General features: G+C 63.7%; 21 protein-coding genes and 1 pseudogene. 10 read left to right on the top strand and 12 right to left on the bottom strand.

Annotated features, from left to right (window positions below; translation table 11 throughout):
* Nucleotides 1–19: 19 nt before the first annotated feature.
* On the top strand, nt 20–496 hold the full coding sequence (locus E4P82_RS04245) for a hypothetical protein (protein ID WP_246327358.1): 477 nt from the start codon (nt 20–22) through the stop codon (nt 494–496).
* Between the two features lie 222 nt (nt 497–718).
* Here the strand turns inward: E4P82_RS04245 and E4P82_RS04240 are convergent, their stop codons facing one another.
* The 3 genes from E4P82_RS04240 to E4P82_RS04230 form a co-directional block, all read right to left on the bottom strand.
* Nucleotides 719–1,465, bottom strand: a complete 747-nt coding sequence (locus tag E4P82_RS04240) for a protein phosphatase 2C domain-containing protein (RefSeq protein WP_169247728.1) — start codon at nt 1,463–1,465, stop codon at nt 719–721.
* An 87-nt stretch (nt 1,466–1,552) separates the two neighbouring features.
* Complete coding sequence (locus tag E4P82_RS04235) at nt 1,553–2,368, bottom strand: cysteine hydrolase family protein (RefSeq protein ID WP_169247727.1); 816 nt, start codon at nt 2,366–2,368, stop codon at nt 1,553–1,555.
* A gap of 196 nt (nt 2,369–2,564) precedes the next feature.
* Nucleotides 2,565–3,431, bottom strand: coding sequence for a YicC/YloC family endoribonuclease (locus E4P82_RS04230; protein WP_169247726.1), 867 nt, complete (start codon nt 3,429–3,431; stop codon nt 2,565–2,567).
* Between the two features lie 193 nt (nt 3,432–3,624).
* Between E4P82_RS04230 and rph the strand changes: the two are divergent.
* The 4 genes and pseudogenes from rph to E4P82_RS04210 all read left to right on the top strand — a co-directional run bounded on the left by rph (nt 3,625) and on the right by E4P82_RS04210 (nt 7,208).
* Nucleotides 3,625–4,348: pseudogene (rph, locus tag E4P82_RS04225) on the top strand (ribonuclease PH).
* A gap of 19 nt (nt 4,349–4,367) precedes the next feature.
* Nucleotides 4,368–4,982 carry an RdgB/HAM1 family non-canonical purine NTP pyrophosphatase gene (gene rdgB, locus E4P82_RS04220; RefSeq protein ID WP_169247725.1) on the top strand — a complete coding sequence of 205 codons (615 nt, stop codon included), beginning with the start codon at nt 4,368–4,370 and terminating at the stop codon, nt 4,980–4,982.
* A gap of 10 nt (nt 4,983–4,992) precedes the next feature.
* Nucleotides 4,993–6,165 (top strand): radical SAM family heme chaperone HemW, encoded by a 1,173-nt coding sequence (gene hemW, locus E4P82_RS04215; protein ID WP_169247724.1) that lies wholly within the window; start codon nt 4,993–4,995, stop codon nt 6,163–6,165.
* A gap of 218 nt (nt 6,166–6,383) precedes the next feature.
* Complete coding sequence (locus E4P82_RS04210) at nt 6,384–7,208, top strand: sulfurtransferase (RefSeq protein ID WP_169247723.1); 825 nt, start codon at nt 6,384–6,386, stop codon at nt 7,206–7,208.
* Between the two features lie 41 nt (nt 7,209–7,249).
* Here E4P82_RS04210 and orn read toward each other — a convergent pair whose 3' ends face one another.
* On the bottom strand, nt 7,250–7,804 hold the full coding sequence (gene orn / locus E4P82_RS04205; protein WP_169247722.1) for an oligoribonuclease: 555 nt from the start codon (nt 7,802–7,804) through the stop codon (nt 7,250–7,252).
* 93 nt (nt 7,805–7,897) lie between these two features.
* Here orn and rsgA point away from each other — a divergent pair, with 93 nt between their 5' ends.
* Together rsgA and E4P82_RS04195 are read left to right on the top strand one after the other, a co-directional pair.
* A complete protein-coding gene (gene rsgA, locus E4P82_RS04200; protein WP_169247721.1) occupies nt 7,898–8,929 on the top strand; it encodes a small ribosomal subunit biogenesis GTPase RsgA in 1,032 nt (343 codons plus the stop codon).
* Entirely contained in the window at nt 8,926–9,549 is a 624-nt protein-coding gene (locus tag E4P82_RS04195; RefSeq protein ID WP_312914104.1) for a LysE family transporter, read from the top strand. The genes rsgA and E4P82_RS04195 overlap by 4 nt, the downstream gene beginning before the upstream one ends.
* Nucleotides 9,550–9,683: 134 nt before the next feature.
* Here E4P82_RS04195 and E4P82_RS04190 read toward each other — a convergent pair whose 3' ends face one another.
* From E4P82_RS04190 to opgC, 6 genes are all read right to left on the bottom strand, one after another.
* On the bottom strand, nt 9,684–10,052 hold the full coding sequence (locus tag E4P82_RS04190) for a hypothetical protein (protein WP_169247720.1): 369 nt from the start codon (nt 10,050–10,052) through the stop codon (nt 9,684–9,686).
* Nucleotides 10,053–10,156: 104 nt separating this feature from the next.
* Complete coding sequence (locus E4P82_RS04185) at nt 10,157–11,527, bottom strand: GH1 family beta-glucosidase (protein WP_169247719.1); 1,371 nt, start codon at nt 11,525–11,527, stop codon at nt 10,157–10,159.
* Between the two features lie 114 nt (nt 11,528–11,641).
* The gene (locus tag E4P82_RS04180; protein WP_169247718.1) at nt 11,642–13,054 is read right to left on the bottom strand and encodes an FAD-dependent oxidoreductase; all 1,413 of its coding nucleotides are present in this window, start codon (nt 13,052–13,054) and stop codon (nt 11,642–11,644) included.
* 104 nt (nt 13,055–13,158) lie between these two features.
* Nucleotides 13,159–17,622 carry a glutamate synthase large subunit gene (gltB, locus tag E4P82_RS04175; protein WP_169247717.1) on the bottom strand — a complete coding sequence of 1,488 codons (4,464 nt, stop codon included), beginning with the start codon at nt 17,620–17,622 and terminating at the stop codon, nt 13,159–13,161.
* A gap of 306 nt (nt 17,623–17,928) precedes the next feature.
* Nucleotides 17,929–18,195, bottom strand: a complete 267-nt coding sequence (locus E4P82_RS23380) for a hypothetical protein (protein WP_169247716.1) — start codon at nt 18,193–18,195, stop codon at nt 17,929–17,931.
* Complete coding sequence (opgC, locus tag E4P82_RS04165; protein ID WP_169247715.1) at nt 18,156–19,043, bottom strand: OpgC domain-containing protein; 888 nt, start codon at nt 19,041–19,043, stop codon at nt 18,156–18,158. Before opgC ends, E4P82_RS23380 begins: the two co-directional genes overlap by 40 nt.
* 217 nt (nt 19,044–19,260) lie before the next feature.
* Here opgC and E4P82_RS04160 point away from each other — a divergent pair, with 217 nt between their 5' ends.
* Nucleotides 19,261–20,775: a fumarate hydratase gene (locus E4P82_RS04160; RefSeq protein WP_169247714.1), complete on the top strand. Its 1,515-nt coding sequence runs from the start codon at nt 19,261–19,263 to the stop codon at nt 20,773–20,775.
* Nucleotides 20,776–20,892: 117 nt separating this feature from the next.
* On the opposite strand, the gene thrH is transcribed toward E4P82_RS04160, so the two are convergent.
* On the bottom strand, nt 20,893–21,501 hold the full coding sequence (thrH, locus tag E4P82_RS04155; RefSeq protein WP_169247713.1) for a bifunctional phosphoserine phosphatase/homoserine phosphotransferase ThrH: 609 nt from the start codon (nt 21,499–21,501) through the stop codon (nt 20,893–20,895).
* A gap of 290 nt (nt 21,502–21,791) precedes the next feature.
* On the opposite strand from thrH, the gene E4P82_RS04150 reads away from it, so the two are divergent.
* Both E4P82_RS04150 and E4P82_RS04145 read left to right on the top strand, forming a co-directional pair.
* Nucleotides 21,792–22,490 carry a DUF3011 domain-containing protein gene (locus E4P82_RS04150; RefSeq protein WP_169247712.1) on the top strand — a complete coding sequence of 233 codons (699 nt, stop codon included), beginning with the start codon at nt 21,792–21,794 and terminating at the stop codon, nt 22,488–22,490.
* A gap of 34 nt (nt 22,491–22,524) precedes the next feature.
* Complete coding sequence (locus tag E4P82_RS04145) at nt 22,525–23,505, top strand: TAXI family TRAP transporter solute-binding subunit (protein WP_169247711.1); 981 nt, start codon at nt 22,525–22,527, stop codon at nt 23,503–23,505.
* A 57-nt stretch (nt 23,506–23,562) separates the two neighbouring features.
* Here the strand turns inward: E4P82_RS04145 and E4P82_RS04140 are convergent, their stop codons facing one another.
* The gene (locus E4P82_RS04140; RefSeq protein ID WP_169247710.1) at nt 23,563–25,548 is read right to left on the bottom strand and encodes a hypothetical protein; all 1,986 of its coding nucleotides are present in this window, start codon (nt 25,546–25,548) and stop codon (nt 23,563–23,565) included.
* Nucleotides 25,549–25,574 lie beyond the last annotated feature (26 nt).

Here is a 25,574-nt window from a genome sequence, read left to right as displayed (position 1 = left end):
CACCGCGAGAGAAGGCTTCATGATTGGCACCGACCCCGTCACCGTACCCCTTCGCGCCCGGCCGCGCCGCTTGCCGCTGCTGGGAACCCTGCTGCTGTTCTGGACCCTGCTGGCCACCGCCCAAGCACCGATTTCCGAGGCCAAGGTGGAAGCCCTGGTCGAGGCGCTGCGCCTGTCGGCGCCGCAAGCCGGGGCCGGACTATACAGCGACTGGCAAGTCAAGCCGGACAATATCGTTCGCTGGTCGCGGCGCTGCCTGAACCAGGACGTGACGCCGGATCAGTTCGCCGCCGACCCGGCCCTGGCCCGACAAGTGGTGGCCTGCGTGATGGGGAACGTGCTACGCGAGCAGCTTGCCGCCAGCAACAACAACGAGATCGTCGCCGTGCAGCGTGCCGCCGCCTGGTGGATGAGCGGCGACCCGGAACAGTACCGAAACGGCGCGACCGGCGACTACACCCTCAAGGTGCTGGAAGCCTACCTGCGGTTCTTCTGACCGATCTTACCGCGCATGGCGGCTGATGCCGCGCGGTAAGAAGGCGCGCCGATCGGACGGTAAAGGGCGGCTTTTCGTACGACGCGGCAACATGGCCATGGTCGACCCACACCACCTGGCCCGGTTCGGTCGCGACCGTGGATTTACTCCGTTCGGGTGAATATTCCGATACCGAGATCGTCGAGATTGAAGACCAGTTGCTTGCTGTATTCGAGCAGCAGCTCATGCAACCGGCGCTGGACGAAACGATCTTGCGACCGGTCGAACTCCAGCATCTCCCGCGTCACATCCCGCACGCTCAACCGTTCGCTGGTACTTGCGCTGACAAACGACTGCAGACCGTCGGTGGCCACCGCCACCGTCGGGAAGGCGTCCAAGGAGAAGCTGAACACGAGGGGGGGCATCGAAACGCTCCAGCCGGGTCGTCGTTCCGGTCTCGTCGACATAACTGACGCTTTGTGCCGCCAGCGGATTGCCGGCGACTACCCGATAAAGCGCCAACCGTTCTCGATCCAGCAGATAAGAGAGGTAATAGGGAGCGTTTCCGGCGTACTCGACCTGAATCGCCACCACCCCGCCGTCGGCGCGCCGAGCGGCCAGACAGCCATCGCCATAGAGATGCACGTATACCGTGGTCCCATCGCACCAAGCGATCAACAACGTGGCATCAAGCGCGCTGTCCGCGCCCAACTCCCGCGCTTGTCGGGCGGCGCGGCGCACGATCCGCCGCCCCAATCGCCAATGACAGGCGTGACGTCCAGCTTCGTCCGTGGCGGCGGCGACAAATCGCGGCAGCAAGCGGCGGGCGTTCAACACCAGCAACCTCGCTCCCAAGTCGCTATCCGGCTCGGCGGAACAACCGTCCGCCAGGATCACATGAGGGTAAGGCTTCCGACCGTGACAGACATAGTCCTGGCAGAACAGATGCAACTGACCGATGGTGTAATGCGAGTCCAGGGTAATCGTCATGGAGCAGTTACCCGCGGGGCTAAGTGGAAACGATGCCAGACCATGTTGGCGAGTCGGATGCGGCCAGCTAGACCGCCCGCCCGCTACTCAGCGCAGGAAATCCGCCGCCCTGGCGGTTTTCATGCCACGCCGCAGCATGTCGGTCACGAATTGCCGAGCCAGCGCCTCGAAGCCCGGTACCGGCGAACTGGTATCCTCGATCAGCACCAGCTTGCGAATACTCTCCTGGCCGAACTGGTCGGCGATATCCCGGACCGTGTTGGCGACACAATGCGAGAGCGCTTGGCCGGACAAGGCCACCACATCGGCGTTTTCCAGGACTTGAATCAATCGTCGGTTGATCTGGGTGCCCGGATCGGCCGGATCGGGCACGTCGGCCTGTACCGCCGAATAATGTTCGGTCCAGGGATTATGACCCTTGATCACGTAATCCACCCGCGCGAACTTGGCTTCCTCCCAAGCACGCAGCGCCTTGGCCACCACCGGCATCACGTTATGGCCCCAGGTGCCAATCAGGCAATGCGGCGGCCAGATGGTCAGTTGGTAGCGGCCGTTATCGCGCAGCGCCCGCACGTAAGCCAGCGCTCGCTGTTGGGCATGCCCGTCGTAGGCACGCCAAATCCCGTTCTCGACCTCGGCCACGCTGATCTGGGTGAAAGGCGCCGGCCGCCGGCCTGCATCATCGACCCAGAACACGGGATGGGCGATATCCAGCAACTGGTGAGTATCGAGGGTGACGCGAATGCCGTCGATGCGGTCGCGCAACCGCTCCAGCAAGTGCGCCAGACGTTCGGCGTCCGCCCCGGCACCCGTTACCGGTAACGCCGCGTCCGGTGCGTCGCTAAAGTCGTTCTGCGGATCGACGATCAGGAATTCTAGTTTTTGGTGCAAAGTGGAAGACATTTCCAGTTTCCTCGTTTGACCCGTTTCGTTGATTATCCATGGCAAACCACCGGTATGCGTATCCGTGGAAAATTCTTTCCCAAGATTTCAAACGATGGTTCGGATAGTTGCGATGGATCGCAACGCAAGAATACGAAAGCCGCTGAAATAGCGGCTTTCCAGAGTATGGCAAGACGAGGTGAAACGGGGTGAAATCCTACTCAATGTTCTGCACCTGTTCCCGCATCTGCTCGATCAGCACCTTCAGCTCGACTGCGGCGCGGGTGGTATCGGCATCGGCGGACTTCGAGGACAGGGTGTTGGCTTCCCGGTTGAGTTCCTGCATCAGGAAATCCAGCCGCCGCCCGACGGCCTCGTCGCGCTCGAACACGGCCTGAATCTCGTCGAGATGGGTATCCAGCCGGTCGAGTTCCTCGTCCACGTCCAGGCGCTGGGCGATCAGCGCCAGTTCCTGTTCCAGTCGGCCGGTATCGGCGTCGACCGGGATATCGGCCAGCCGACTCAACAGCTTGTCGCGCCACCGCGCCAATACTTCGGGCCGGCGGGCGCGCACCAGCTCGACTTGGACTCGCATGGCGTCGCAGCGCTGCCGCAGCAATTCGGCGGTGCGCTGGCCTTCCCGTTCCCGGGTGACGACCAGTTCCCGTAGCGCCGCGTCCAGACCGTCGAGAATGGCCAGCCGAATTTCATCCAGATCCGGTTCCGCCTCGCTGACCGCGCCTGGCCAGCGCAACACGTCCACCAGGCGCAGACCGGTACCCGGCCCCATCAGGTGTTCCACCTCCACCGCAACGTCCAGCAGACGTTCGACCAGTGGCCGGTTCAGCGTGAGCGCGGCCGCCGTCGCACCAGCGGTCTGCAACTTGAGGGCGCACTCCACCTTGCCGCGACTCAACACCCCGCCGATACGCTCGCGCGCCAATAATTCCAATCCGCGCAGCGCATCCGGCAGACGGATGGTGGTTTCCAGATAACGGTGGTTGACCGAGCGCAATTCCCAAGTGATGGTACCCCAGGCGCTGGACTGCTCTTGGCGCGCAAAGGCGGTCATGCTGCGTAACATGGGCTATCCTCGTCTTCAATGGTCCTTTATATCTTAGGTCGAGCCGCCTGGATTAGCGCGTCATCGCGCCGAATTTTCCTGACGACTCCGTTCGAAACGGGACGGCGGACCCGCACCGTCGGCCGATTTGGCGTCGGTTCTGCTATAGTGCCGCCCCTTCGAAACTTGACGCCTTCACCACAGGAAACCCGCCATGCGCCCCAGCAACCGCGCCGCCGACGAACTGCGCCCGATCCGGATAACCCGCCAATTCACCAAGCACGCCGAAGGATCGGTGCTGGTGGAGTTCGGCGACACCCGGGTGATCTGCACCGCCAGCGTCGAGGAACGGGTGCCGCCCTTTCTCAAGGGCAAGGGGCGGGGCTGGGTGACGGCCGAATACGGCATGTTGCCGCGCGCCACCCACACCCGCTCCAGCCGCGAGGCCAGCCGTGGCCGGCAGGACGGGCGGACCATGGAAATCCAGCGCCTGATCGGCCGGGCGCTGCGCGCGGTGTTGGACCTGGAAGCGCTGGGCGAGCGCACCATCACCCTGGACTGCGACGTGATCCAGGCCGACGGCGGTACCCGCACCGCCGCCATTACCGGCGGCTTCGTGGCGCTGGCTGATGCAGTACGCCATCTGATCAACAAAAAAATCCTTCAAGAGAAACCCGCTGCACGGGCAGGTGGCCTCGGTGTCGGTGGGTATCTTTCAGGGCACGCCGGTGCTGGATCTGGACTACGCCGAGGATTCCGAAGCGGAAACCGACATGAACGTGGTGATGAACGACGCCGGGGCCTTCATCGAACTGCAAGGCACCGCCGAGGGGCACGCCTTCCGCATCGAGGAATTGCAGGCGATGCTGGAACTGGCGCGCGGCGGCATCGAACGCCTGCTGCGCAAGCAGCGGGAAGTATTGGGACTACCGGCCTGAGCGCGGGCGGAGCATGACCATGCGCAAAATCGTGCTAGCGACCGGTAATCCCGGCAAGGTCCGCGAATTCAACGCCGTTCTGACCGGGCTGGAGGTGGAGATCGTGCCCCAATCGGCGTTTGCCGTGCCGGAAGTCGAGGAAACCGGACTGAGTTTCGTCGAGAATGCCTTGCTCAAGGCCCGTAACGCCGCCCGGCATACCGGATTGCCGGCGTTGGCGGACGATTCCGGCCTGGTGGTGGACGCCTTGGAGGGAGCGCCGGGGATCTACTCGGCCCGTTACGCTGGTCCCGAAGCCAACGACCGCGCCAACATCGCCAAACTGCTGGCGGAATTGGGCGAAACCCCCGCCGAATGGCGTGGCGCCCGCTTTCATTGCGCCCTGGCCTTGCTGCGCCATGCCGCCGACCCGATGCCGTTGATCTGTCAGGCCAGTTGGGAGGGGCTGATCACCTTCGAGCCGTATGGCGACGGCGGCTTCGGCTACGATCCGGTGTTCCTCGTTCCCAGCGAAGCCCAGACCGCCGCCGAACTCGATCCGGCGGTCAAGAACCGGCTCAGCCATCGCGGCCAGGCGCTGGCCCAGTTGGCGCAAGCGCTGAAGCTGAACCCACTGCCGCCGCCGCCGAACTGAGCGCGGCGCGATGCCCGTTTTCACCACGCCGATCCCGCTGGCGCTATATGTCCATATTCCCTGGTGCGCCCGCAAGTGTCCGTACTGCGATTTCAATTCCCACGAAGCGCGCGAGCCGCTGCCGGAGCGGGCCTACGCGGACGCGCTGCTGGCCGATCTGGAACAGGATCTGCCCCGAGTCTGGGGACGACGCATCGATAGCCTGTTTATCGGTGGTGGCACCCCCAGCCTGTTTTCGGCCGAAGCGTTGGACCGGCTGCTGTCGGGATTGCGCGCCCGCCTGCCGCTGCGCCCCGATCTGGAAATCACCCTGGAGGCCAACCCCGGCACGGTGGAGCGGAGTAAATTCGCCGAATTCCGTGAGGTTGGCATCAATCGCCTGTCGATCGGGGTACAAAGCTTCGACGACGGACACCTGCACGCTCTGGGACGGATTCACGACCGCCGCGCGGCGATCGCCGCCGCCGAGGCCGCCCATGCCGCCGGACTGGACAATTTCAATCTGGATCTGATGTTCGGCTTGCCGGGTCAGACGGTCGAACAAGCGCTGACCGACATCGCCTGTGCGCTGGCGCTGCAACCGGCGCATCTTTCCTATTACCAACTGACTCTCGAACCCAATACCCGATTTTACCGGTCGCCGCCGCTCTTGCCGGATGATGAGACCATCGACGTCATCCAGGAACGTGCTCAGGAGGAACTGGCCCGGCACGGGTACCCGCGCTACGAAGTATCGGCCTACGCCCGCGCGGACCGACGCTGCCGACATAACCTGAATTACTGGGAGTTCGGCGACTATCTCGGCATCGGCGCCGGCGCGCACGGCAAGCTGAGCGATCCCGCCGCCGGGCAAATTCAGCGTCTATGGAAAGTCAAACACCCGCGCGACTATCTGGCGCGAGCCGGAACGCCGGCCGGCGTCGGCGGCGATGCGCCGGTGCGCGAGGCCGAGCTGCCGCTGGAGTTTCTGATGAATGCCTTGCGTCTGGTCGAAGGGGTGCCGGCGGCGCTGTTCGGCGAGCGCGCCGGTCTGCCGCTGGCGGCGCTGGAACCAGGCTGGAGCCAGGCACGGGCTCGGGGATTGTTGGAAAACGATCCCGAACGCCTGCAAGCGAGCGAGCTGGGGCTGCGGTTTCTGAACGATCTGTTGCAGGCGTTCATACCGGAAACCGAGCCGGTTTGAGCGGACGGCGTTTTATCCTGCATTGCGCGATGGACGCTCGGGTCAGGGGGTGAAAGGATCGCTGGCCACTCGCCGCCTTGCGCTTGGACCGGATACCGTTGCGTGTGGGGCGGCAACTTGTGATGATGGGAAATGATTTGTCATCGCCGCTTACCTTGCGCCGTTCGCGCGGGTCAAAAGCATAACCATCATGGCATCGAACCCTTGCAGGAGCCCGCATGACCGCCGCCCCGAATCCGCCGCTGCTGCTCGAACCGGAGCAGCTTCAACCGTACCTGACCGACCCCAGGATCCTCATCGTGGATCTGTCCAATCCGGCCAGTTACGCCGCCGGCCACATCCCCGGCGCGATCCATCTCGACTATGCCGATCTGATCCGGGTCGAACCGCCGGCGATGGGCCTGCTGCCGGACGAAGCGTGGCTGGGCGAAGTGTGTTCGCGGCTCGGCCTGACCCCGGAACGACATGTGGTCGCCTACGACGACGAAGGCAACGGCCGCGCCGGGCGCTTGCTGTGGACGCTGGCGGTGCTCGGCCACGAGTCGGTTTCGCTGCTGAACGGCGGCCGCCGTGCCTGGGATGCCAGCGGCGGGCCGCTGGAGGCGCGGGTCCGTCACCCGTCGCGCGGCGCCTATTCGGCCCGTTTCGCCAACCCGGCGGCAGTGGCTGACAAAGCCTACATCCTGGAGCGGCTCGGACACGCCGACCTGGCCCTGCTCGATACCCGCACCCCGACCGAATTCGCCGGCCTGGACCAACGCGCCGCTCGCGGCGGCCATATCCCCGGCGCGGTCAACCTGAACTGGATCGATGCCATGGATCCGCAACGGCAATTGCGCCTGCTACCCGATTCGACGCTGCGGGAATTGCTGGCGACGCGCGGCGTTACGCCCGACAAGGAGGTGATCGTCTACTGTCAGACTCACCACCGCTCGGCGCATACCTACTGGGTGTTGCGCCATCTGGGCTATCCGCGAGTGCGCGGCTATCCCGGCGCCTGGTCGGAATGGGGTAACGATCCCAGCCTGCCGGTCGAGCGCTGAGGCATGGCGCCACGGCGGGGATGGTGCGGCCGGAACAATCGTCAGGGATTGCCGGCCGTCGGCGGGAACAAGCGCTCGCGATAGAAACGCAGTTCCTCGATGGAGTCGTGAATGTCTTGCAGCGCCAAATGGGTCGAGCTCTTGTTGAAGCCCTTGATCCGCTCGGGATACCAGCGGCGGGCCAACTCCTTGAGCGTGCTGACGTCCAGGTTGCGATAGTGGAAATAGCCTTCCAAATCTGGCATGCAGCGCGCCAGAAAGCGTCGGTCCTGACAGATGCTGTTACCGCACATCGGCGATTTGCCTGGAGGGACGTACTGACTGAGAAAAGCCAGGGTGCGCGTTTCGGCCTCGCGCTCGTCCAAACCGCTGGCGCGCACCCGAGCCGCCAGACCGGACCCGCCGTGCTGCTTCCGGTTCCAATCGTCCATCGCCGCCAGGGTCGCGTCGCTCTGGTGGATGGCCAGCACCGGCCCTTCGGCGAGCACGTTCAGTTGGCTGTCGGTAACGACGGTCGCGATTTCGATGATGCGGTCGGTCTGGGTGTCCAGGCCGGTCATTTCCAGGTCGATCCAGATCAAGTTGTCGGGGGACATGGTGTCTTTGGGATATGAGGGGAAGGAAGGGGATGGTCAGTTTAACCGGATTCCGGCGACGGTTCGACGCCAGCCGACCCACGGCGGGGCGTCATGACCAACCGGCGACTGACCCAACGCCAGCGGGCACGCATCCAACGCCAACAAGATCACCGCCGCGAGCGCGCCGGCGGGCCGACGCCGGCACCGGATGAGGTCGGACTCGGCCCGGAACGGACCGGCCTGGTGATCGCCAATTATGGCGTGGCCCTGATCATCGAGGATGACGAAGGCGACTTGTACCGTTGTGCGGTGCGACAAAACCTGGGCCGGCTGGCCTGCGGCGACCGGGTGGTTTGGCAGCCGTCCGGCGCGGAAGAAGGGGTGGGAGTGGTGGTGGCGCTGATCGAGCGCCGGTCGCTGCTGACCCGCCCCGATTACCGAGGCCAACTGCGGCCGGTGGCCGCCAACCTCGACGAAGTGGCGGTGGTGCTGGCCCCAGAGCCGGAACCCAGCGAGTATTTGCTCGATCGCTATCTGGTGGCGATCGCCGCGATCGGCGTCCAAGGGTTGCTGGTGCTGAATAAGGTGGATCTGCTGGATGCGGCGGCGCGAGCGGCGTTATTGGAACGGCTGGAACCCTACCGGCAAATTGGTTACCCGCTGCTGCTGGCCAGCAACCGCGCCGAGCAAGGGCTGGACGAATTGCGCGCCTGGCTGGGCGGGCGCGTCAGTCTGCTGGTCGGTCAGTCGGGGGTCGGCAAGTCGTCGCTGGTCCAGGCACTGCTACCGGAACGCGAGATCCGCATCCAGGCCATCTCCCAGGCTACCGGCCATGGTGCCCACACCACCACCACCAGCACGCTCTATCACCTGCCGGGCGGTGGCGATCTGATCGACACGCCGGGCGTGCGCAGTTTCGAATTGGGCGAAATCATCCCGGATGCGCTGGACCGAGGCTTCCCGGAACTAACGCCGCATCTCGGCCGCTGCCGGTTTTCCGACTGCCGGCATCAGGGGGAGCCCGGCTGCGCGTTGGCGGCGGCGCTGGCGCGCGGCGAGATCGTCCCGCGCCGACTGGACAGCTACCTGAGACTGCGGGCGGAATTGATGGCGACCCGACCGGGACGGCCGGCTTCGTCGTGAGCACGATCCTCGGCTTCGCGGCGGCCGGTTTGCTGCTGGGTCTGAGCGGTGGGCTGGCACCGGGACCGCTACTGGCACTGGTGGCCAGCGAGACCTTGCGCCATGGCGTCCGCGCCGGGGTGGCGGTGGCACTGGCGCCACTGCTGACCGATCCACCGATCGTGTTGGCCGCCCTGCTGGCGCTGCGACCGCTGACCGGCCAGGATCTGCCGCTGGCGCTGTTGCATCTGGGCGGCGGACTGTATCTGGCCTGGCTGAGTCTGGAAAGCCTGCGATTTCGTGGCGCGGCGTTGCCGCCGGTTGCATCGGGCAACGCGCTGCGGCGTGGCGTGATCGCCAATTTCCTCAACCCCAACCCCTACCTGTTCTGGCTGGCGGTGGGCGCGCCCACCGTGCTGGCGGCGTGGCGGCTGGAACCGCTCGCAGCCGCCGCTTTCATAGCCGCGTTTTACCTGCCGCTGGTTGGCGCCAAGGCGGCGCTGGCGCTGCTGCTGAATCGCTTGCGCCACGCGCTGCGTAGCCGAGGCTATGTTGTGCTGATGCGCGGTTTGGGCGGATTACTGATAGCTTATGCACTGTTGTGGCTGTACGAAGGCGGACGGCGACTGGCGATGGGCTGAAGCGGAGGGCGGGCCTCTCCGAACAATCGCCGACACCGGGAATGACTTGGCCCGCGCGTTGCGGAATTTGTCGAGCGCTTGGCCGAACAGTTCGTCGATGCGTTTCGCCGCCATGGGGGCCTCCTCGCGCCGTTTCAGCGGTGGGCGGGGTTCCGGGTCAGTTGTAACCGCTTCTGATGCAGATAGGCGCGCACCAAGCGGCGGCGGTTTTCCTCGCCGCTGACCAGCGCCGCCAGCTTTTTTCGGCCATCGGCGTTATCCGGCGCCAGAGTCAACAGTTTTTCGACCAGTTCGATCGCTTCCTCGCAGGCGTCGATTTCCATCAGCAGGTCGCTCAACAGATCCAGGGACGGCAGGTGGTTGGGGTCCAGGTCCAAGGCCCGCACCAGCAACGGCATGATGCCGTACACGAGGTCTTCGGCGTCGTGCAAGCCGAGTTCGACAACTTCCCGCCGCTGCTGATCTGCCTGTGCGTGCAGTTCGTCGGCTGTTGAGTTCTTCATCGAGGATTCCCGTGTCATGCGGTTTTCGCACATTTTGACACGGACCGGCTGGCTTGCAAGACAGCGGATGACACGACTCGCGGCGGCGAAGGTCCGCCGGCCGCTCAGATCTCCCCGGTCTCGCTGGCGCACAGCATCGCGCCGCGACCGCGAACGATCTCCGCGTACCACTTTCCACTGGCTTTGACGGTGCGCCGCTGGGTGGCATAGTCGACGTGGATCAGGCCGAAGCGCTGCGAATAACCATGCGCCCATTCGAAATTGTCCAGCAGCGACCAGGCGAAGTAGCCGCGCAGATCGACGCCGGTGGCCAAGGCCACCCGCGCCGCGCGCAGATGGTCATGCAGATAGCGTCGGCGCAGGGGGTCGTCCACCGCGCCGTCGGCCTGGGGCGGATCGTAGAAAGCCGCGCCGTTTTCGGTGATGTAGAGCGGCAACGGCCCATAGCGACCGGCAACCCATTGCAGGATGTCGGTCAGACCTTGCGGATAGACTTCCCAGTCCAGACCAGTGTGGGTCTGCCGCGCCTGCCGGACTCGGGCGGCGGCCAGCGGCCAATCGCGAGGGTCGTGCCGCACCACCTGCCGGCTGTAGTAGTTGATGCCGAGAAAATCCGGCGGCTGGCGTAGAGCGTCGAGATCGGCGGCGGCGAACGCCGGCCAGGCGGTACCGAAAATTTCGGCCAGTTCCGGCGGGTAGCTCCCCAGAAACACCGGATCGAGATACTGGCGGTTCCAGTAGGCGTCGGCCCGCATGGTCGCCGCCAGGTCCTCGGCGGTTTCCGTCGCCGGATATTTCGGTTCCAGGTTGACCACCAGGCCGATCCGGTGCCGACCGACAGCCCGATAGGCTTGCGTGGCGGCGGCATGCGCCCGCAGCAGGTTATGGGCGGCGTGCGGGGCGGCGAACGGGTTGCGCAGACCGGGCGCGAGTACGCCGTGCAGGTAACCGCCATCCACCACCACCCAGGGTTCGTTCAGGGTCACCCACAGCCGGACCCGGTCATCCAACGCCCGGAACAGAACTTGCGCGTAATCGGCGAACCAGCCGGCGCTGTCGGGATTGAGCCAACCGCCCCGCCGGTCCAGCGTCGCCGGCAAGTCCCAGTGGTACAGGGTCAGCATCGGCTGGATACCCTGCTCCAGCAACGCATCCACCAGTCTTTGGTAGAAATCCAATCCCTGAGGATTGACCCGGCCGCGTCCCTCCGGCACCACCCGACTCCAGGACACGCTGAAGCGGTAGGCGTTCAGTCCCAGTCCACCCATCAGCGCCACGTCGTCCCGGTAGCGGCGATAGTGATCGCAGGCCAGGTCGCCGGTGTCGCCATCGCGGGTTCGGCCGGGCGTGTGGGCGAATTCGTGCCAGATGCTCGGTCCGGCGCCGTCGGCCAGCGGCGAGCCTTCGATCTGATAGGCCGAAGTGGCGGCACCCCAAAGGAAGTCGGGCGGAAAGGCGGTCGAGTGGTCAGGCATGGCGGAAACTCCGGGATGGCGGGCGAGACTGGATCTGTTTGTGGATAAAATAGCCCGGTTGGAGGCTGAAAGCCGCCATACCCTGGGATCGTCCCCCGCCGACGCCCGCCGATCTCAAACCTCCAGGTAATCCAGAATCCCCTCCGCCGCTTCCCGACCTTCGAAGATGGCGGTCACTACCAGATCGGAGCCGCGCACCATGTCGCCGCCGGCAAATACCTTGGGGTTGGCGGTCTGAAACTTGCGCGCGCTAACCGGCGTGGCACGAACCCGGCCGCGATCGTCCACGGCAATGCCGAAGTCGGCGAACCAGGGAGCTGGACTGGGCTGGAAACCGAAGGCGATGATCACCCGGTCGGCCGGGATGATCTCCTCCGAACCCGGCACGACTTCCGGAGTGCGGCGGCCACGGGCGTCGGCCGCGCCGAGCCGGGTGGCGCAGACCTTGACGCCCTCCACCCGTTCGTCGCCGACGATCTCGATCGGCTGCCGGTTCCACAGAAACCGTACCCCCTCCTCCTTGGCGTTGGCGACTTCGCGGCGCGAGCCGGGCATGTTGGCCTCGTCGCGGCGATAGGCGCAGGTGACACTGGCCGCACCTTGCCGGATGGCTGTGCGATTGCAGTCCATCGCCGTATCGCCACCGCCCAGCACCACCACTCGCTGGTTCTGCATATCGACGAACTCGTGCGGGTCTCGCTCCAGCCCCAACAGTCGGTTGACGTTGGAAATCAGATAGGGCAAGGCGTCGTGCACGCCCGACAAGCCCTCGCCGGGAAAGCCGCCCTTCATGAAAGTGTAGGTGCCCATGCCGAGAAACACGGCGTCGTACTGATCCAGTAGTTGCTGGAAAGCGAGATCTCGGCCGATTTCGACCCCAAGGCGGAACTCGACGCCCATGCCCTCCATGATCTCGCGCCGGGTCTGTATCACCTCCTTCTCCAGCTTGAACGGCGGAATCCCAAAGGTCAGCAATCCGCCGATCTGCGAGTAGCGATCGAATACCACCGGCTTGACGCCGTTGCGCGCCAGGATATCGGCACAGCCCAGTCCGGCCGGACCGGCGCCGACGATGGCAACCCGCTTGCCGGTGGGTGTCACGGCGGACAGATCGGGCCGCCAGCCAGCCTTGAGCGCCTCGTCGGTGATGTATTTCTCGACCGCACCGATGGTGACCGCTCCAAAACCGTCATTCAGGGTGCAATCGCCCTCGCACAACCGATCTTGCGGGCAGACCCGTCCACAAACCTCGGGCAGCGAGTTGGTGCGGTGGGACATTTCGGCGGCTTCGAACAGATTGCCTTCGGCGATCAATTGCAACCAGTTGGGAATGTAATTGTGGACCGGGCACTTCCATTCGCAGTAGGGGTTGCCGCAATGCAGGCAGCGTCCGGCCTGGGTCGCGGCGGACTGGGGATTGAACTGCCCGTAGATTTCCCCAAACTCGACCACCCGCTCGCGGGCCGGTTTTTTGTTCGGGTCCTGACGGGGCACATCGACAAACAGCAAGGGCTTGGCTTTCGACATCGGTGCATCCAACGACAAAGAGGGGTAATGAGAGAACTTGCCCGTGGGGATCCGCTTGGGCGGGCACCCCCACGGCTTGGGTTCAGGCGGCGTCCGCGCGGGTCTTATGCCGCCTCACGCAACGTTTCCAGCAAGGATTCCAACTCGGCGGCTTTCGGCTTCACCAGCCAGGTGCGGCTGGCGTAGTAACGGAAGTCGTCGAGAATGGCCTGACCCCAGACGCTGCCGGTCTCGGCGACGTAATCCTCGATCAGCGCCAGCAGGTAATTGCGCTGCGGCTCCATGTTCTCGGTGGCGATGCGGTGGATGTCGATCAGTTCGTGGTTGTAGCGGTCCACGAAGGCGTTGTGCTCGTCCAACACGAAGGCGAAACCCCCGGTCATGCCGGCGCCGAAGTTAACGCCGGTCTCGCCCAGCACCACCACCACGCCGCCAGTCATGTACTCGCAGCCATGATCGCCGACCCCTTCCACCACCGCCAGCACCCCGGAATTGCGCACCGCGAAGCGCTCGCCGGCGGTCCCGGCGGCGTACAGGGTGCCGCCGGTGGCACCGTACAGACAGGTGTTGCCGATGATCGGAGTACGATGGCCATCGAAACGGCTGTTTGCGGGCGGATGGATCACCAGCTTGCCGCCGGCCATGCCCTTGCCGACGTAGTCGTTGGCGTCGCCTTCCAGATAGAGATGCAAGCCCCCCGCGTTCCACACTCCGAAGCTCTGGCCGGCGGTGCCGGTCAGCCGCAACTTGATCGGTGCGCTCTCCATGCCCAGGTCGCCGTGGCGGCGGGCAATTTCGCCGGACAGCCGCGCGCCGATGGAACGGTGGATGTTCTTGAGCGCATAGCTGAACTCGCCACCGGCTTTGGCGGTAATGGCCGGCAGGCAATCGCGCACCATCCGTTCGGCCAGTTCGCCCCGGTCGAAGGGAACGTTGCGCGGTTCGAGGCAAAACCGTGGCCGATCCGCCGCCAAGCCGGCGTCGGACAGGATCGGGGCCAGATCCAGGCCGCGATGCTTGTCGGTGGCGCCGGGCAGGCTCTCCAGCAGTTCGGTACGGCCGATCAGCTCCTCGAAGCGGCGCACGCCCAAGCTGGCCATCAACTCTCGCACTTCCCGAGCGATGAACTTGAAGTAGTTCGCCACCTTGTCAGCGGTGCCCCGATAGTGGTTGAGGCGCAATACCTTGTTCTGGGTCGCCACACCGGTGGCGCAGTTGTTGAGGTGGCAGATCCGCAGGTACTTGCAGCCCAGCGCCACCATCGGGCCGGTACCGAAGCCGAAGCTCTCGGCGCCGAGAATGGCGGCCTTAACCACGTCCAGGCCGGTTTTCAGCCCGCCGTCGGTCTGTAGCCGTACCTTGTCGCGCAGGTTGTTGCGGCGCAGGGTCTGATGGGTCTCGCTCAGACCCAGTTCCCAAGGGCTGCCGGCGTATTTGACCGAGGTCAATGGCGAGGCGCCGGTGCCGCCGTCGTAGCCGGAAATGGTGATCAGGTCGGCGTAGGCCTTAGCCACCCCAGCGGCGATGGTACCGACTCCCGCCTCGGCCACCAGCTTGACCGAAACCAGTGCTTGAGGATTGACCTGCTTGAGGTCGAAGATCAGTTGCGCCAGATCCTCGATCGAGTAGATGTCGTGGTGCGGCGGCGGCGAGATCAGCGCCACGCCGGGTCGGGAGAAGCGCAACCGGGCGATGGTGGCATCGACCTTGTCGCCGGGCAACTGGCCGCCTTCGCCGGGCTTGGCCCCCTGGGCGACCTTGATTTGCAGCACTTCAGCGTTGACCAGGTAGGCGGGAGTGACGCCGAAGCGGCCGGAGGCGACCTGCTTGATCTTCGACATCTTGACCGTACCGTAGCGGGCCGGGTCTTCGCCGCCCTCGCCGGAATTGGAACGACCGCCCAGCCGATTCATGGCCTCGGCCAGGGTTTCGTGCGCCTCCGGCGACAGCGCCCCCAGCGACATGCCGGCGGAATCAAAACGCGGCAGAATGGTCTCAATCGACTCCACTTCGTCCAGCGGAATCGGCTGGGTCGCCGGCTTCAGCCGCAGCAGGTCGCGCAAGGTGGCGACCGGCCGCTCGTTCACCAGTTGGGCGAAGGTCCGGTAATCGGCGTAGTCGCCGCTGGCCACCGCCTGTTGCAGGGTTTGCACCACGTCCGGGTTGTAGGCGTGGTACTCACCGCCGTGCATGTACTTGAGCAGGCCACCGGGCTCGATCGGCAATCGGCGTTTCCAGGCGCGACGCGCCAGCTCGGCCTGATCCGCTTCCAGATCGCCAAAGCCCGCGCCTTGAATGCGGCTGGTGGTGTCCTTGAAACACAGATCCACCACCTCGTCGCCCAGGCCGACGATCTCGAACAATTGCGCGCCGCGATAGCTGTTGATGGTGGAAATCCCCATCTTGGAGATGATCTTGTACAGGCCCTTGCTAATGCCCTTGCGGTAGTTCTCCACCAGGGTCGGATAATCGCGGTTGACGATCTCGCCGCTACGCAGGAGATCGCGCAGCAGGTCGTAGGCCAGGTAGGGATGGACCAGAGTGGCGCCGTAGCCGAGCAGGGCCGCGATGTGATGCGGGTCGCGGGCGGTGGCGGTATGGACCACGAGGTTGATGTCGCAGCGCAGACCGTCGCGCACCAGCCGGTGATGCACCGCGCCGGTAGCCAACAGAGCGTGGATCGGCAGCCGATCTTGGGCAATGGGACAGTCGGACAACACCAACAACACTACCCCTTCGCGCGCCGCCGCCACCGCTTCGGCGCAGATCCGCTCGATGGCGACTTGCAGCCCTTCGTCGACCGGGTAGTTCAGGTCGACGATGCGATGCGGATAGCGGCCGTCGGGATTGGCCAGCAGCGCCCGATAGCGGCCCTCGGTCAACACCGGCGAGTTGGCGGTCAGGCGCGGCGCGTAGCTCGGGTTTTCTTCGAACAGATTGCACTCGGCGCCCAGACAGGTTTCCAGCGACATCACCACCGCCTCGCGCAGTGGATCGATCGGCGGATTGGTGACTTGGGCGAACTGCTGGCGGAAGTAGTCGTACACCGAGCGCGGCCGCGCGGACAGTACCGCGAACGGAGTGTCGTCACCCATCGAACCGACCGCTTCCTGGCCGGCCTCGGCCAACACTCGCAGCACCTGGTCACGCTCCTCGAAGGTCACGCCGAACAGTTTCTGATAGGTGTCGAGGCTATCCGGTGCCAGCAATTCTCCTTCCGGCTCTTCCCGATACAGGGAACGCAACCGCTGGACGTTGCCGCGCAACCAGTGCCGATAGGGGTGACGGCTTTTGAGATCGTTGTCGATGTCGGCGGGCGTGAGCAGCCGGCCGGTTTCGACGTCGACCGCCAGCATTTCGCCGGGCTTCATCCGCCCCTTGGCCACCACCTGCTCGGGCGCGTAATCGTACACGCCGATTTCCGAGGCGATGGTGATGTGGCGATCCTCGGTGATGACGTAGCGGGCCGGACGCAGGCCGTTGCGATCCAGCACGCAACCGGCGTAACGGCCATCGGTCAGCACGATGCCGGCCGGACCGTCCCACGGCTCCAGGTGCATCGAGTTGTACTCGTAGAAGGCGCGCAAATCCGGGTCCATGTGCTCGACGTTCTGCCAAGCCGGCGGGATCAGCAGGCGCATGGCGCGAAACAAATCCATGCCGCCCATCACCAACACTTCCAGCATGTTGTCCAGCGAGCTGGAGTCCGAACCGGTCATGTTGACCAGCGGCCGGATTTCGGCCATGTCGGGCAGCAGTCGCGAGGAAAAGGTGTAGCTGCGCGCCTCGGCCCAGTTGCGGTTGCCGCCGATGGTGTTGATTTCGCCGTTATGGGCCAGATAGCGGAACGGCTGCGCCAGTCGCCACTGTGGCAGGGTATTGGTGGAGAAGCGCTGATGGAACAGACAGATCGAGGATTCCAGCCGCTCGTCGCCGAGGTCGGGATAGAACACCGGCAGGTTGGCTGGCATCACCAACCCCTTGTAGCTGATCAGCCGACTCGACAGCGACGGCGCGTAGTAGACCGGATCGCGGGCCTGGATGCGCTGGCTGGCGCGGCGGCGGGCGACGAACAGATGGCGTTCGAACACCTCCGGCAGCATCCCGGCCGGCGAGTTGACGAAAATCTGGACGATGTCCGGCAGGGACTCGCGCGATTCCTCGCCGCAGGCGTCCGGGTTGACCGGCACCGCCCGCCAACCGGCAACCGCGAGTCCCTGCCGTTCCAGTTCCGCTTGCAGCTCGGCGCGGGCGGCTTCGGCCATGGCCGGGTCGCGATTGAGGAACACCATGCCGACACCATAATGCTCGCCCAGCTTGATGCCGGCCCCGGCGGCGGCTTGGCGCAGGAACGCGTCCGGCTTGCGCATCAGCAGACCGCAGCCATCGCCGGATTTACCGTCGGCGGCAATCGCTCCACGATGGGTGAGTCGCGCCAAGGCGTCGATGGAAGTCTGGACCAGCCAGTGGCTCGGCCGGTTGTCCATTTGGGCGATCAGTCCGAAACCGCAACTGTCTCGTTCGAATTCAGGCCGGTACAGACCGGCGGCGTTGCGCGTCTGCTGCATGAGTTGGTTCACTTGCGGGAAGGGATTTGGAAGAAGAAAGACAAATGACGTGCCACTGGCAGCCAACCTAGCGCGGTTGACGAAAATTTTGGAATCGAGCCGGCGCCGATTCCAAAAGCCAGCTATTTCATGACCATAAAAACCAAATAAGCCAAGGTTAAGCGTAATACAAAATCGTTGCGAGTATAACGAGCGTCGTCGAATGGGGCAAACCAGCCACGGCCTGCCCTAAAATAGAGCAAAGCGAATGAAGGCGTGCGCCGCAATGAAGCAGAAAGTCTCTGGACTAGCGGGAACGGTAGGGAATCAGCTGCGTACCGACGGTGCGGGGACTTGGTCGCTAGGCGGGTTATTGGAGAATTTGTCCAGTATCAGCGAGGAGCCCAGGATCAAGGCCAGTTGCAGAGTCAGGATCGAGTAGCACCAGCCGTCGGGAAGCGCGTACAGCTCAATGACGCCGATCGCCAGCGCGGTGAAACAGACATGCAGACAGAACAGCGGCAAAGTGTTACGACCGATCAGGATCAGTGGTTTCAGGTTCCCGAGCGCCTTGGCGAGATAGGTCCCAGCCACAACGCCAAGTACAACAAGGCGAAGAAATTCAACAGGCGCAGTGGTCCCAATCGCCATTTATCCAGTAACCAGCCAGGATCGCCATGATTGACGGGGATCGGAATCCACGACCACCGCCAACAGAAGAAAATCAGAGCCACGCTCACCAGTACCGGCCACGGCATGCTGGGTAGAACCAGAACCGCGCGTTTCGGGCGCTGTCGCTGGAGACGGTAACCCAGGAACAGACCACTCACCCAGAGCAGTTGCCAGGCCAGCAGGTCGAAGGCGCCCGGAGCGATCACCAGCCAACCGTCGGCGAGCGCGCCGACCAACCATTCCTTCAGACCGGATTGCGCGACCAGCCACAGCAGCAGGCTGGCGAACAGGACCGGACGGAACCCGGCGCGAACCAGCATGTTGAGAACAAAGGGGGTCAGCAACAGGAACAGGAGATACATCGGCAGGATGTCCAGCAGCGGTGGCTGGTAGAGCAGCAGCAGCGCCGAAACCGCCGCATTGGTCGGTTGCTCCAGATAGGGATGAAGCATGTTGTAGAACGGGCTCAGGTAACCGAGCTGCTGGCCGACGATCACGAAGCAAAACAGCAGGGTCAGTACGTGGCCGGTATAGATCTGGCGGGCGCGACGCCGTGCCAGCCGGCGCACCTCCGGCAGCCCGCCGTCGTGCAGCCGGCGACCGAATGCGAGACCGCACAGGCAAGCCGAGACGAAGACGAAGGCTTCGGCGGCCGAGACGAACCCCAACGGCTGGTTGGTCAGATTCCGGAGCGGGCTGGGCGTATGGTTGATCACCATGAGCACCAACAACAATCCTCGCAGGGCGTCGATTTCCAAAAATCGATTCATGGCGGCCAGAAATTAAGGAGTCACTCTCGATGATTTGTTGTGGCGAATGATGCAGGCCTAGCGCATGAATGGTTCCTGAATCGGCGTCGATCCTGTTTGGATACAACAGGGATGACCGGTTCGTTCTTGGGGAATGCTGTTAAAATAACCGCTGCCCACTACATCACACTCTATCCCGGCGCGGCCCGCGCCTGATTCCTCGTCCGTTGGAGATACCATGACCACCATTCGCCAAGAAGATTTTATCCAGAGCATCGCCGACGCCTTCCAGTACATCAGCTACTACCATCCGGTCGATTACATCAAGGCGCTGGCGCAAGCCTACGAGCGCGAGGAAAGCCCGGCCGCCAAGGACGCCATCGCCCAGATTCTGATCAACTCGCGGATGTGCGCCGAGGGCCACCGCCCAATCTGCCAGGATACCGGCATCGCGCTGGTGTTCCTCAAGGTCGGCATGGACGTGCATTGGGATGCCACGCTATCGGTGCAGGAGATGGTCGATGAGGGCGTGCGCCGGGCTTACCTTGATCCTGATAACAAGCTGCGCGCCTCGGTGCTGCGCGATCCGGCCGGCAAGCGTCAGAATTCCAAGGACAACACTCCGGCCGTGGTCCATTACGAAATCGTCCCCGGCCACCATGTCGAAGTGATTTGCGCGGCCAAGGGCGGCGGTTCCGAGGCCAAATCCAAGTTCGCGATGCTCAATCCGTCCGACGATCTGGTGGATTGGGTGTTGAAAACCGTGCCGCAGATGGGCGCGGGCTGGTGCCCGCCCGGCATTCTCGGTGTCGGCATCGGCGGCACGCCGGAAAAAGCGTTCATGCTGGCCAAGGAATCGCTGATGGCGCCGGTCGATATTCAGGAGTTGATCGCTCGCGGCCCCAAAAATCGTGCCGAGGAATTGCGCATCGAGTTGTACGAGAAGGTCAATGCGCTCGGCATCGGCGCGCAGGGTTTGGGCGGACTGACCACCGTGCTCGATGTGAAGGTGCTGGATTATCCGACCCACGCCGCCAACCTGCCCATCGCGATGATCCCGAACTGCGCCGCGACCCGCCACGCGCATTTCCATCTTGACGGCAGCGGCCCGGCCAAGCTGGAACCGCCGAGTCTGGAGGATTGGCCGAAGCTGACCTACGCGCCGGCCAACGCCCGCCGGGTGGATCTGGCCACGGTCACCCGCGAAGAAGTATTGACCTGGAAGACCGGTGAGGTGCTGCTGCTCAACGGTAAGATGCTGACCGGCCGCGACGCCGCCCACAAGCGAATGACCGACATGCTAAGCGCGGGTCAGAAGTTGCCGGTGGATTTCACCAACCGCTTCATTTACTACGTCGGCCCGGTCGATCCGGTGCGCGACGAGGTGGTCGGTCCCGCCGGCCCCACCACCGCGACCCGCATGGACAAGTTCACTCGCCAGATGCTGGAGCAAACCGGCTTGCTGGGCATGATCGGCAAGTCCGAACGCGGTCAGATCGCCATCGACGCGATCAAGGATAACCGGGCGGTGTATTTGATGGCGGTCGGCGGCGCGGCTTACCTGGTGTCCAAGGCCATCAAGGCCGCCAAGGTTCTCGCCTTCGAGGATCTTGGCATGGAGGCGATTTACGAGTTCGATGTCAAGGATATGCCGGTGACGGTGGCGGTCGATTCCAAGGGCTCCAGCGTCCACAAGACCGGACCGAAGGAATGGCAGGCGCGGATCGGCAAGATTCCGGTGGTCGAAGCGTAAGGACCGGTATTGCGGATAGGGTTGCGAATGGTAGCCCTATCCACGGGCGCAACGGCGGCGCACGACAAACTGCTGTTGGGGGCGCATCTTCGCCCGGCGAGCGGGCGAGGCCGGCAATTACAGCGAACGCACGCTGGCTTTACGGAACTGTTCGCGTAGTTCCTCGAAGGTCCGCGCCACCGGGAATTGTGGGAACTCGTCGATCACGTTTTGCGGTGGCCGGAACAAGATGCCGGTCTCGGCCTCCGCCAGCATCGCGGTATCGTTGTAGGAATCGCCGGCGGCGATCACCCGGAAGTCGAGCGCGTGGAAGGCCCGCACCGCCCGCCGCTTACCGTCGACCTGCCGCAGCACATAGTTGACGACCCGGTCGTCGACCACCTCCAACCGGTGGCAAAATAAGGTCGGCCAACCCAGTTGCCGCATCAAGGGTACGGCGAATTCGTAGAAGGTATCCGACAGAATCACCACCTGAAACCGCTTTCGCAGCCAGTCCAGGAACTCGTGTGCGCCCTCCACCGGCCCCATGTCGGCGATCACCCGCTGAATATCGGATAGCTTCAAACCGTGCTGATCCAGTAGCCCCAACCGCCGCCGCATCAACTGGTCGTAGTCGGGAATGTCGCGAGTAGTCAGTCGCAACGCCTCGATGCCGGTACGCTCGGCAACGTTGATCCAGATTTCCGGAACCAGGACCCCTTCCAGGTCCAGGCATGCAAGTTCCATGAGAGCCCCCTGTGGCTCCCGCCGCAGGCACGACGGGCATTGTCGTTAACAAGATTTCGCAAGTAGCGTAACGCTACCCGGTTTGCCGCCATGACCGCAATAGGCGCCACGTCGCTCTTTGCACCCTCACGCCCCCACGCCCTCACGTCGGGCGCAATTACACCCTATCGATTGAAGCTCCAGCCATTTCCGCTCGGTCGATCGGCGGCGGTCACCGGCGTCCCAGACCCAGCACGAACAGGAGGCAAGACTATAATTAATTGCACATCAGCAGACAGAGTGTTTTTTTTATGAACAGCATGGTTCTCAAACCAGCCACCCATCGCACCGACACGCCGCATTGTCGACGAGCTTGGCCGACCCTACTGATCGCGACCTTCCTGCTCGCGCTGGCCGGCCCCACACCCGGCGATGCCCAACCGTACAGTGGCGGGCGCTACAACGACGATCGCCGCGATGACGACGAACGGGATCATCGCCGGGGTGGTCACGGCGCCACCGTCCGCTGTGAATCCGATGGTAATTACCGACACTGCCGCGCCGACACCCGGGACGGCGTGCAGCTTTCCCGCCAACTGAGCAGGAGCGCCTGCCGTTACAACGACACCTGGGGCTACGACCGCCGCGGTATCTGGGTGGATCGCGGCTGCCGAGGCGACTTTCAACTGTATACCGGCAGCAGCGGCGGCGACGGCAACCAGAGAGACAAGAACAATACGGCGGCAATCGTCGGCGGGGCGATTGCGCTGGGTATTCTCGGAGCGGTGCTCGCGGAGCGCGGCAACCAGGATGACCCCGACCACTCTTATCAAACTCTCCGCTGCGAATCCGACGGTGATTACCAACACTGCCGGGCCGATACCCGCAACGGCGTACAGCTTTACCGCCAACTGAGCAGGAGCGCCTGCCGTTACAACGACACCTGGGGCTACGACCGTCGCGGTATCTGGGTGGATCACGGCTGCCGCGCCGAATTCACACTCAACTGATCCCCGCCCCCCCGACCCCATTTGGAGTTTTCTCATGAAAAGATTGTTCGCGCTCAGTCTCTGTCTGTGCCTCTTCCCGCTGGCCGGTCCGGCGCGAGCACAGGAATCACCACCATCGCCCGCCGCCGAACTGAGCCTGATGACCGGGCGCGAGGCCGGCACTTACTACCAGATCGGTCGGGACCTGAAGCAGCTCGCCGGTCGCCACCAAATCGATCTCGACGTGATTCCCTCGGCCGGCTCGCTGGAAAATATCTTCAAGGTTTATGAATACCCATCGATCCAGCTCGGCCTGAGCCAGTTCGATACGCTGAGCCTGATCGCGATGCAGGCCGCCGTCGGCGACGACGCGGATGCCGAGGAATTACAGAACGTCGTCAACTCGATGCAACTGGTGCTGCCCTTGTACCAAGAGGAAGTACATGTGCTGGCCAAGTCGCCAGAAATCAAACAGTTCTCCGATCTGAACGGCAAAAAAGTGGCAATGGGCGATGTGGTCAGCGGCACCTACGGTACCGCCTCGATCCTGCTCGAACTCTTCCAGATCAAGCCGGCCGAGCAACTGGAACTGGACGCGGTTGCCGCCCTCGATGCCCTGCGCCAGGGGCAGGTGGATGCGATGATCTATGTGGTCGGCGCGCCGGCCCGGCTGTTCGTCCGCCCGTTCGAAACCGGCGAGCAACCGCATCTGGTCTCCGTGACGATTCCAGACAAGGCGGCTAAACACGATATTTTTCAGTCCTTCTATCGGGCGACCACCATCCCAGCCGGCACCTACGGCTGGCAGGACCAGGAGGTCGCCACCCTGGCGGTCGGAACCGTGCTGTTTACCAGCGACAAGGGTCCGGACGAGGAGCGCTGCCGAGCCATCGGCCGCTTCGCCAAAATGGTGTACGACAACCTGGACGGGCTGCGCGGTAGCGGCCACCCTAAATGGAAAAGCGTGACCATCGATCGAGAGGCACTGCTGAAAGCGCCACATCTGTCACCCTGCGTGGCCCAAGCGTTCAAGTGACCCAAGAAAAACCCGCCGGATGGCGGGTGGTTTTCAATCCCATCGACCCCCACCGTTTCAGTCGCCCTCGAAGTGTAAGGGTTCCGCCAGCAAAGGCAGATAATCCGGGAAATAGGTGCCACCGGCTTCGAACGATCGTTCGGGATCATTCAGCGTTTCGGCGATGCCGACCCCATAGCTAATCAAGGCGGGATCGCTCAGATCCACCGGCCGATCCGTGATGACTTCCCCAACTCCATAGGGTTGCCCATCTTGATGCGCGAAACCTTCCGCTTCTTCCCGGAAATAACGGTAGGTCACCGGCGTTTCCGGGAAGACATCCTTGCCCTTGTCATAGCGCTGGGTCACCACCACTTGCCGGTAGCGGCGCGCGGCGGCCAAGGCGTCTCCCCGAGGCGGATAAAGCAGTTCGCCGCGAATCGCGCCGTCGGCGGTCAGATAGCCACCCCGCGCGGTGAACTCGCGCAGCAAGCGCTGCCGCTCCGCCTGACTGTCTTGAAAAGCCGAGACGCTGCTGGTATCGAGCGCCGGCCACGCACTGGCATAACCCTTGGCGGGCTGGATGGCGGCGGCGAGAAAGCGCTCGATGGCGGCGGGCATGTCCCCATACAGACTGACGCCCACCACATTGTCCAGAAAATGACGGAACTCGCCCTTGTTCAGTCCTCGGTTCAGCGGATCGCCTAATTGGGCGATGCCGGGCGTCTGGTCCGGCGACGCGTCCGCTTGGGCGAAATAGCGTAGATAGTCCATCTCCCGCCATCCCAGTTCGCCGGGGAACTTGCGCGGTAACGCCCAGGTGGAGTCCACGGTGTTGCCGGTCCCGGAGGTGAATTGCGGAAACTCGGTGGCGACGATGCCGCTATGGCAACCAATGCACTGGGTCAATTCTTCGCGATTTTGCGGGCGCAACGCACCGCTCTGATCTTCGATGTAGCCAGCCAGATACCAGCCCACCCCATTGTCCACCCAACCCTGTTCGTCATTACCGTATACCGGCGCACCCTCTTCCTTGACGCCGGGACGGAATTGGCTGGGATGGAATGCCTTCCACTTGTACATATAGCGGACTTCCTTGACCCGACGGGCGCGGGTGCCGGGATAGGGACTAACCGTGAGGTCACGACCGTCCGCCACCACGTCCACGTAATGCAGGGGATGAGCGAACTCGGTGCCGACCGGATACAGGCCGCGCTCAAGCGCAATGGCTTGCGCCGCGCCCCGATAGGTTTCGCCGTCCTCCTCGCGCAGGCGGTCCTGAATCGCTCGCTCCACCAAGTCGAGATTCCGGGTATAGACCTCCAGATCGAAACCGCCGTCCTCGCGCTGCATGAACGACTTGGGCAAACGGATGTAAATACCCGAAACCGAACCGGTCATCGGGGTAAAAATGCCGTAAGGCATGAAATTCACCGCCAGCCAGCCAGTGATCCAGCGTCCCGCGCCGTCCTGGAAAAAGCCATGGCTCGCCGTGTCGGAGCGAACGAAACCGTCGGCGTCGGCAGGTAAATCCGCCGGGTCCAGACCCGGAAACAGTCGAAACGACGTTTCCACACCGCCGTCCCAGTCACGAGGATCGCCGGGCCGTTGCGCGAAAGCCGCCCGCCAATTGTCCTGGCGAATGTAGCTTTCCATATCCCAGGTTTGGGGATCGATGCCTAGCGCCGTGACTGCTTCCCGCAACTTTTCCGGAGTCAGGGTATTCTCCCAAGGATTGCGGCTCGGCGAAGGCGTGAAGGGACTGAAGGGGGTAAAGGAGTATTCGAGTTGCAGGTCACCAAGACGCGGCTCGGCGCCAGCCTGCGGGAAGTTGTTGCCCAGACCGGCCCGATAGGCGCCGTTGGTATGGCAGAACAGACAAGCGTTCTGCGTGCCACGCGAGGTTTCGATATGACATTGGGCGGGAATGTGGGCGTAGGGATTGCCAAAGGTCAGCGGACTGCGAAAATCACCCTGTGGATAGCCGATCGTAGTCGCTACGGTCGATGCTTTGGCTACTTGAGCGTTGGCCTGCCCCTGGCTGTCGCTGCACCCATTCAGCATCGCGCTCAGCACCAGAACGATCGCTA

The sequence above is a fragment of the Candidatus Competibacter phosphatis genome (genome assembly GCF_012939995.1).
In the GTDB taxonomy this organism is placed as follows: Bacteria; Pseudomonadota; Gammaproteobacteria; order Competibacterales; family Competibacteraceae; genus Competibacter; species Competibacter phosphatis.
The sequence above is the reverse complement of the archived record's forward strand: the minus strand, read 5'-3'. Positions and strand labels throughout refer to the sequence as shown.

Coding starts and splice junctions, on each gene's coding strand:
- E4P82_RS04140 (WP_169247710.1), bottom strand. CDS start 25,548: ATGCTGAATGGGTGCAGCGACAGCCAGGGGCAGGCCAACGCTCAAGTA.
- E4P82_RS04245 (WP_246327358.1), top strand. CDS start 20: ATGATTGGCACCGACCCCGTCACCGTACCCCTTCGCGCCCGGCCGCGC.
- E4P82_RS04150 (WP_169247712.1), top strand. CDS start 21,792: ATGAACAGCATGGTTCTCAAACCAGCCACCCATCGCACCGACACGCCG.
- E4P82_RS04160 (WP_169247714.1), top strand. CDS start 19,261: ATGACCACCATTCGCCAAGAAGATTTTATCCAGAGCATCGCCGACGCC.
- E4P82_RS04145 (WP_169247711.1), top strand. CDS start 22,525: ATGAAAAGATTGTTCGCGCTCAGTCTCTGTCTGTGCCTCTTCCCGCTG.
- thrH (WP_169247713.1), bottom strand. CDS start 21,501: ATGGAACTTGCATGCCTGGACCTGGAAGGGGTCCTGGTTCCGGAAATC.
- hemW (WP_169247724.1), top strand. CDS start 4,993: ATGCCCGTTTTCACCACGCCGATCCCGCTGGCGCTATATGTCCATATT.
- E4P82_RS04190 (WP_169247720.1), bottom strand. CDS start 10,052: ATGAAGAACTCAACAGCCGACGAACTGCACGCACAGGCAGATCAGCAG.
- E4P82_RS04240 (WP_169247728.1), bottom strand. CDS start 1,465: ATGACGATTACCCTGGACTCGCATTACACCATCGGTCAGTTGCATCTG.
- opgC (WP_169247715.1), bottom strand. CDS start 19,043: ATGAATCGATTTTTGGAAATCGACGCCCTGCGAGGATTGTTGTTGGTG.
- E4P82_RS04235 (WP_169247727.1), bottom strand. CDS start 2,368: ATGTCTTCCACTTTGCACCAAAAACTAGAATTCCTGATCGTCGATCCG.
- E4P82_RS04185 (WP_169247719.1), bottom strand. CDS start 11,527: ATGCCTGACCACTCGACCGCCTTTCCGCCCGACTTCCTTTGGGGTGCC.
- rsgA (WP_169247721.1), top strand. CDS start 7,898: ATGACCAACCGGCGACTGACCCAACGCCAGCGGGCACGCATCCAACGC.
- rdgB (WP_169247725.1), top strand. CDS start 4,368: ATGCGCAAAATCGTGCTAGCGACCGGTAATCCCGGCAAGGTCCGCGAA.
- gltB (WP_169247717.1), bottom strand. CDS start 17,622: ATGCAGCAGACGCGCAACGCCGCCGGTCTGTACCGGCCTGAATTCGAA.
- E4P82_RS04210 (WP_169247723.1), top strand. CDS start 6,384: ATGACCGCCGCCCCGAATCCGCCGCTGCTGCTCGAACCGGAGCAGCTT.
- E4P82_RS04180 (WP_169247718.1), bottom strand. CDS start 13,054: ATGTCGAAAGCCAAGCCCTTGCTGTTTGTCGATGTGCCCCGTCAGGAC.
- orn (WP_169247722.1), bottom strand. CDS start 7,804: ATGTCCCCCGACAACTTGATCTGGATCGACCTGGAAATGACCGGCCTG.
- E4P82_RS04230 (WP_169247726.1), bottom strand. CDS start 3,431: ATGTTACGCAGCATGACCGCCTTTGCGCGCCAAGAGCAGTCCAGCGCC.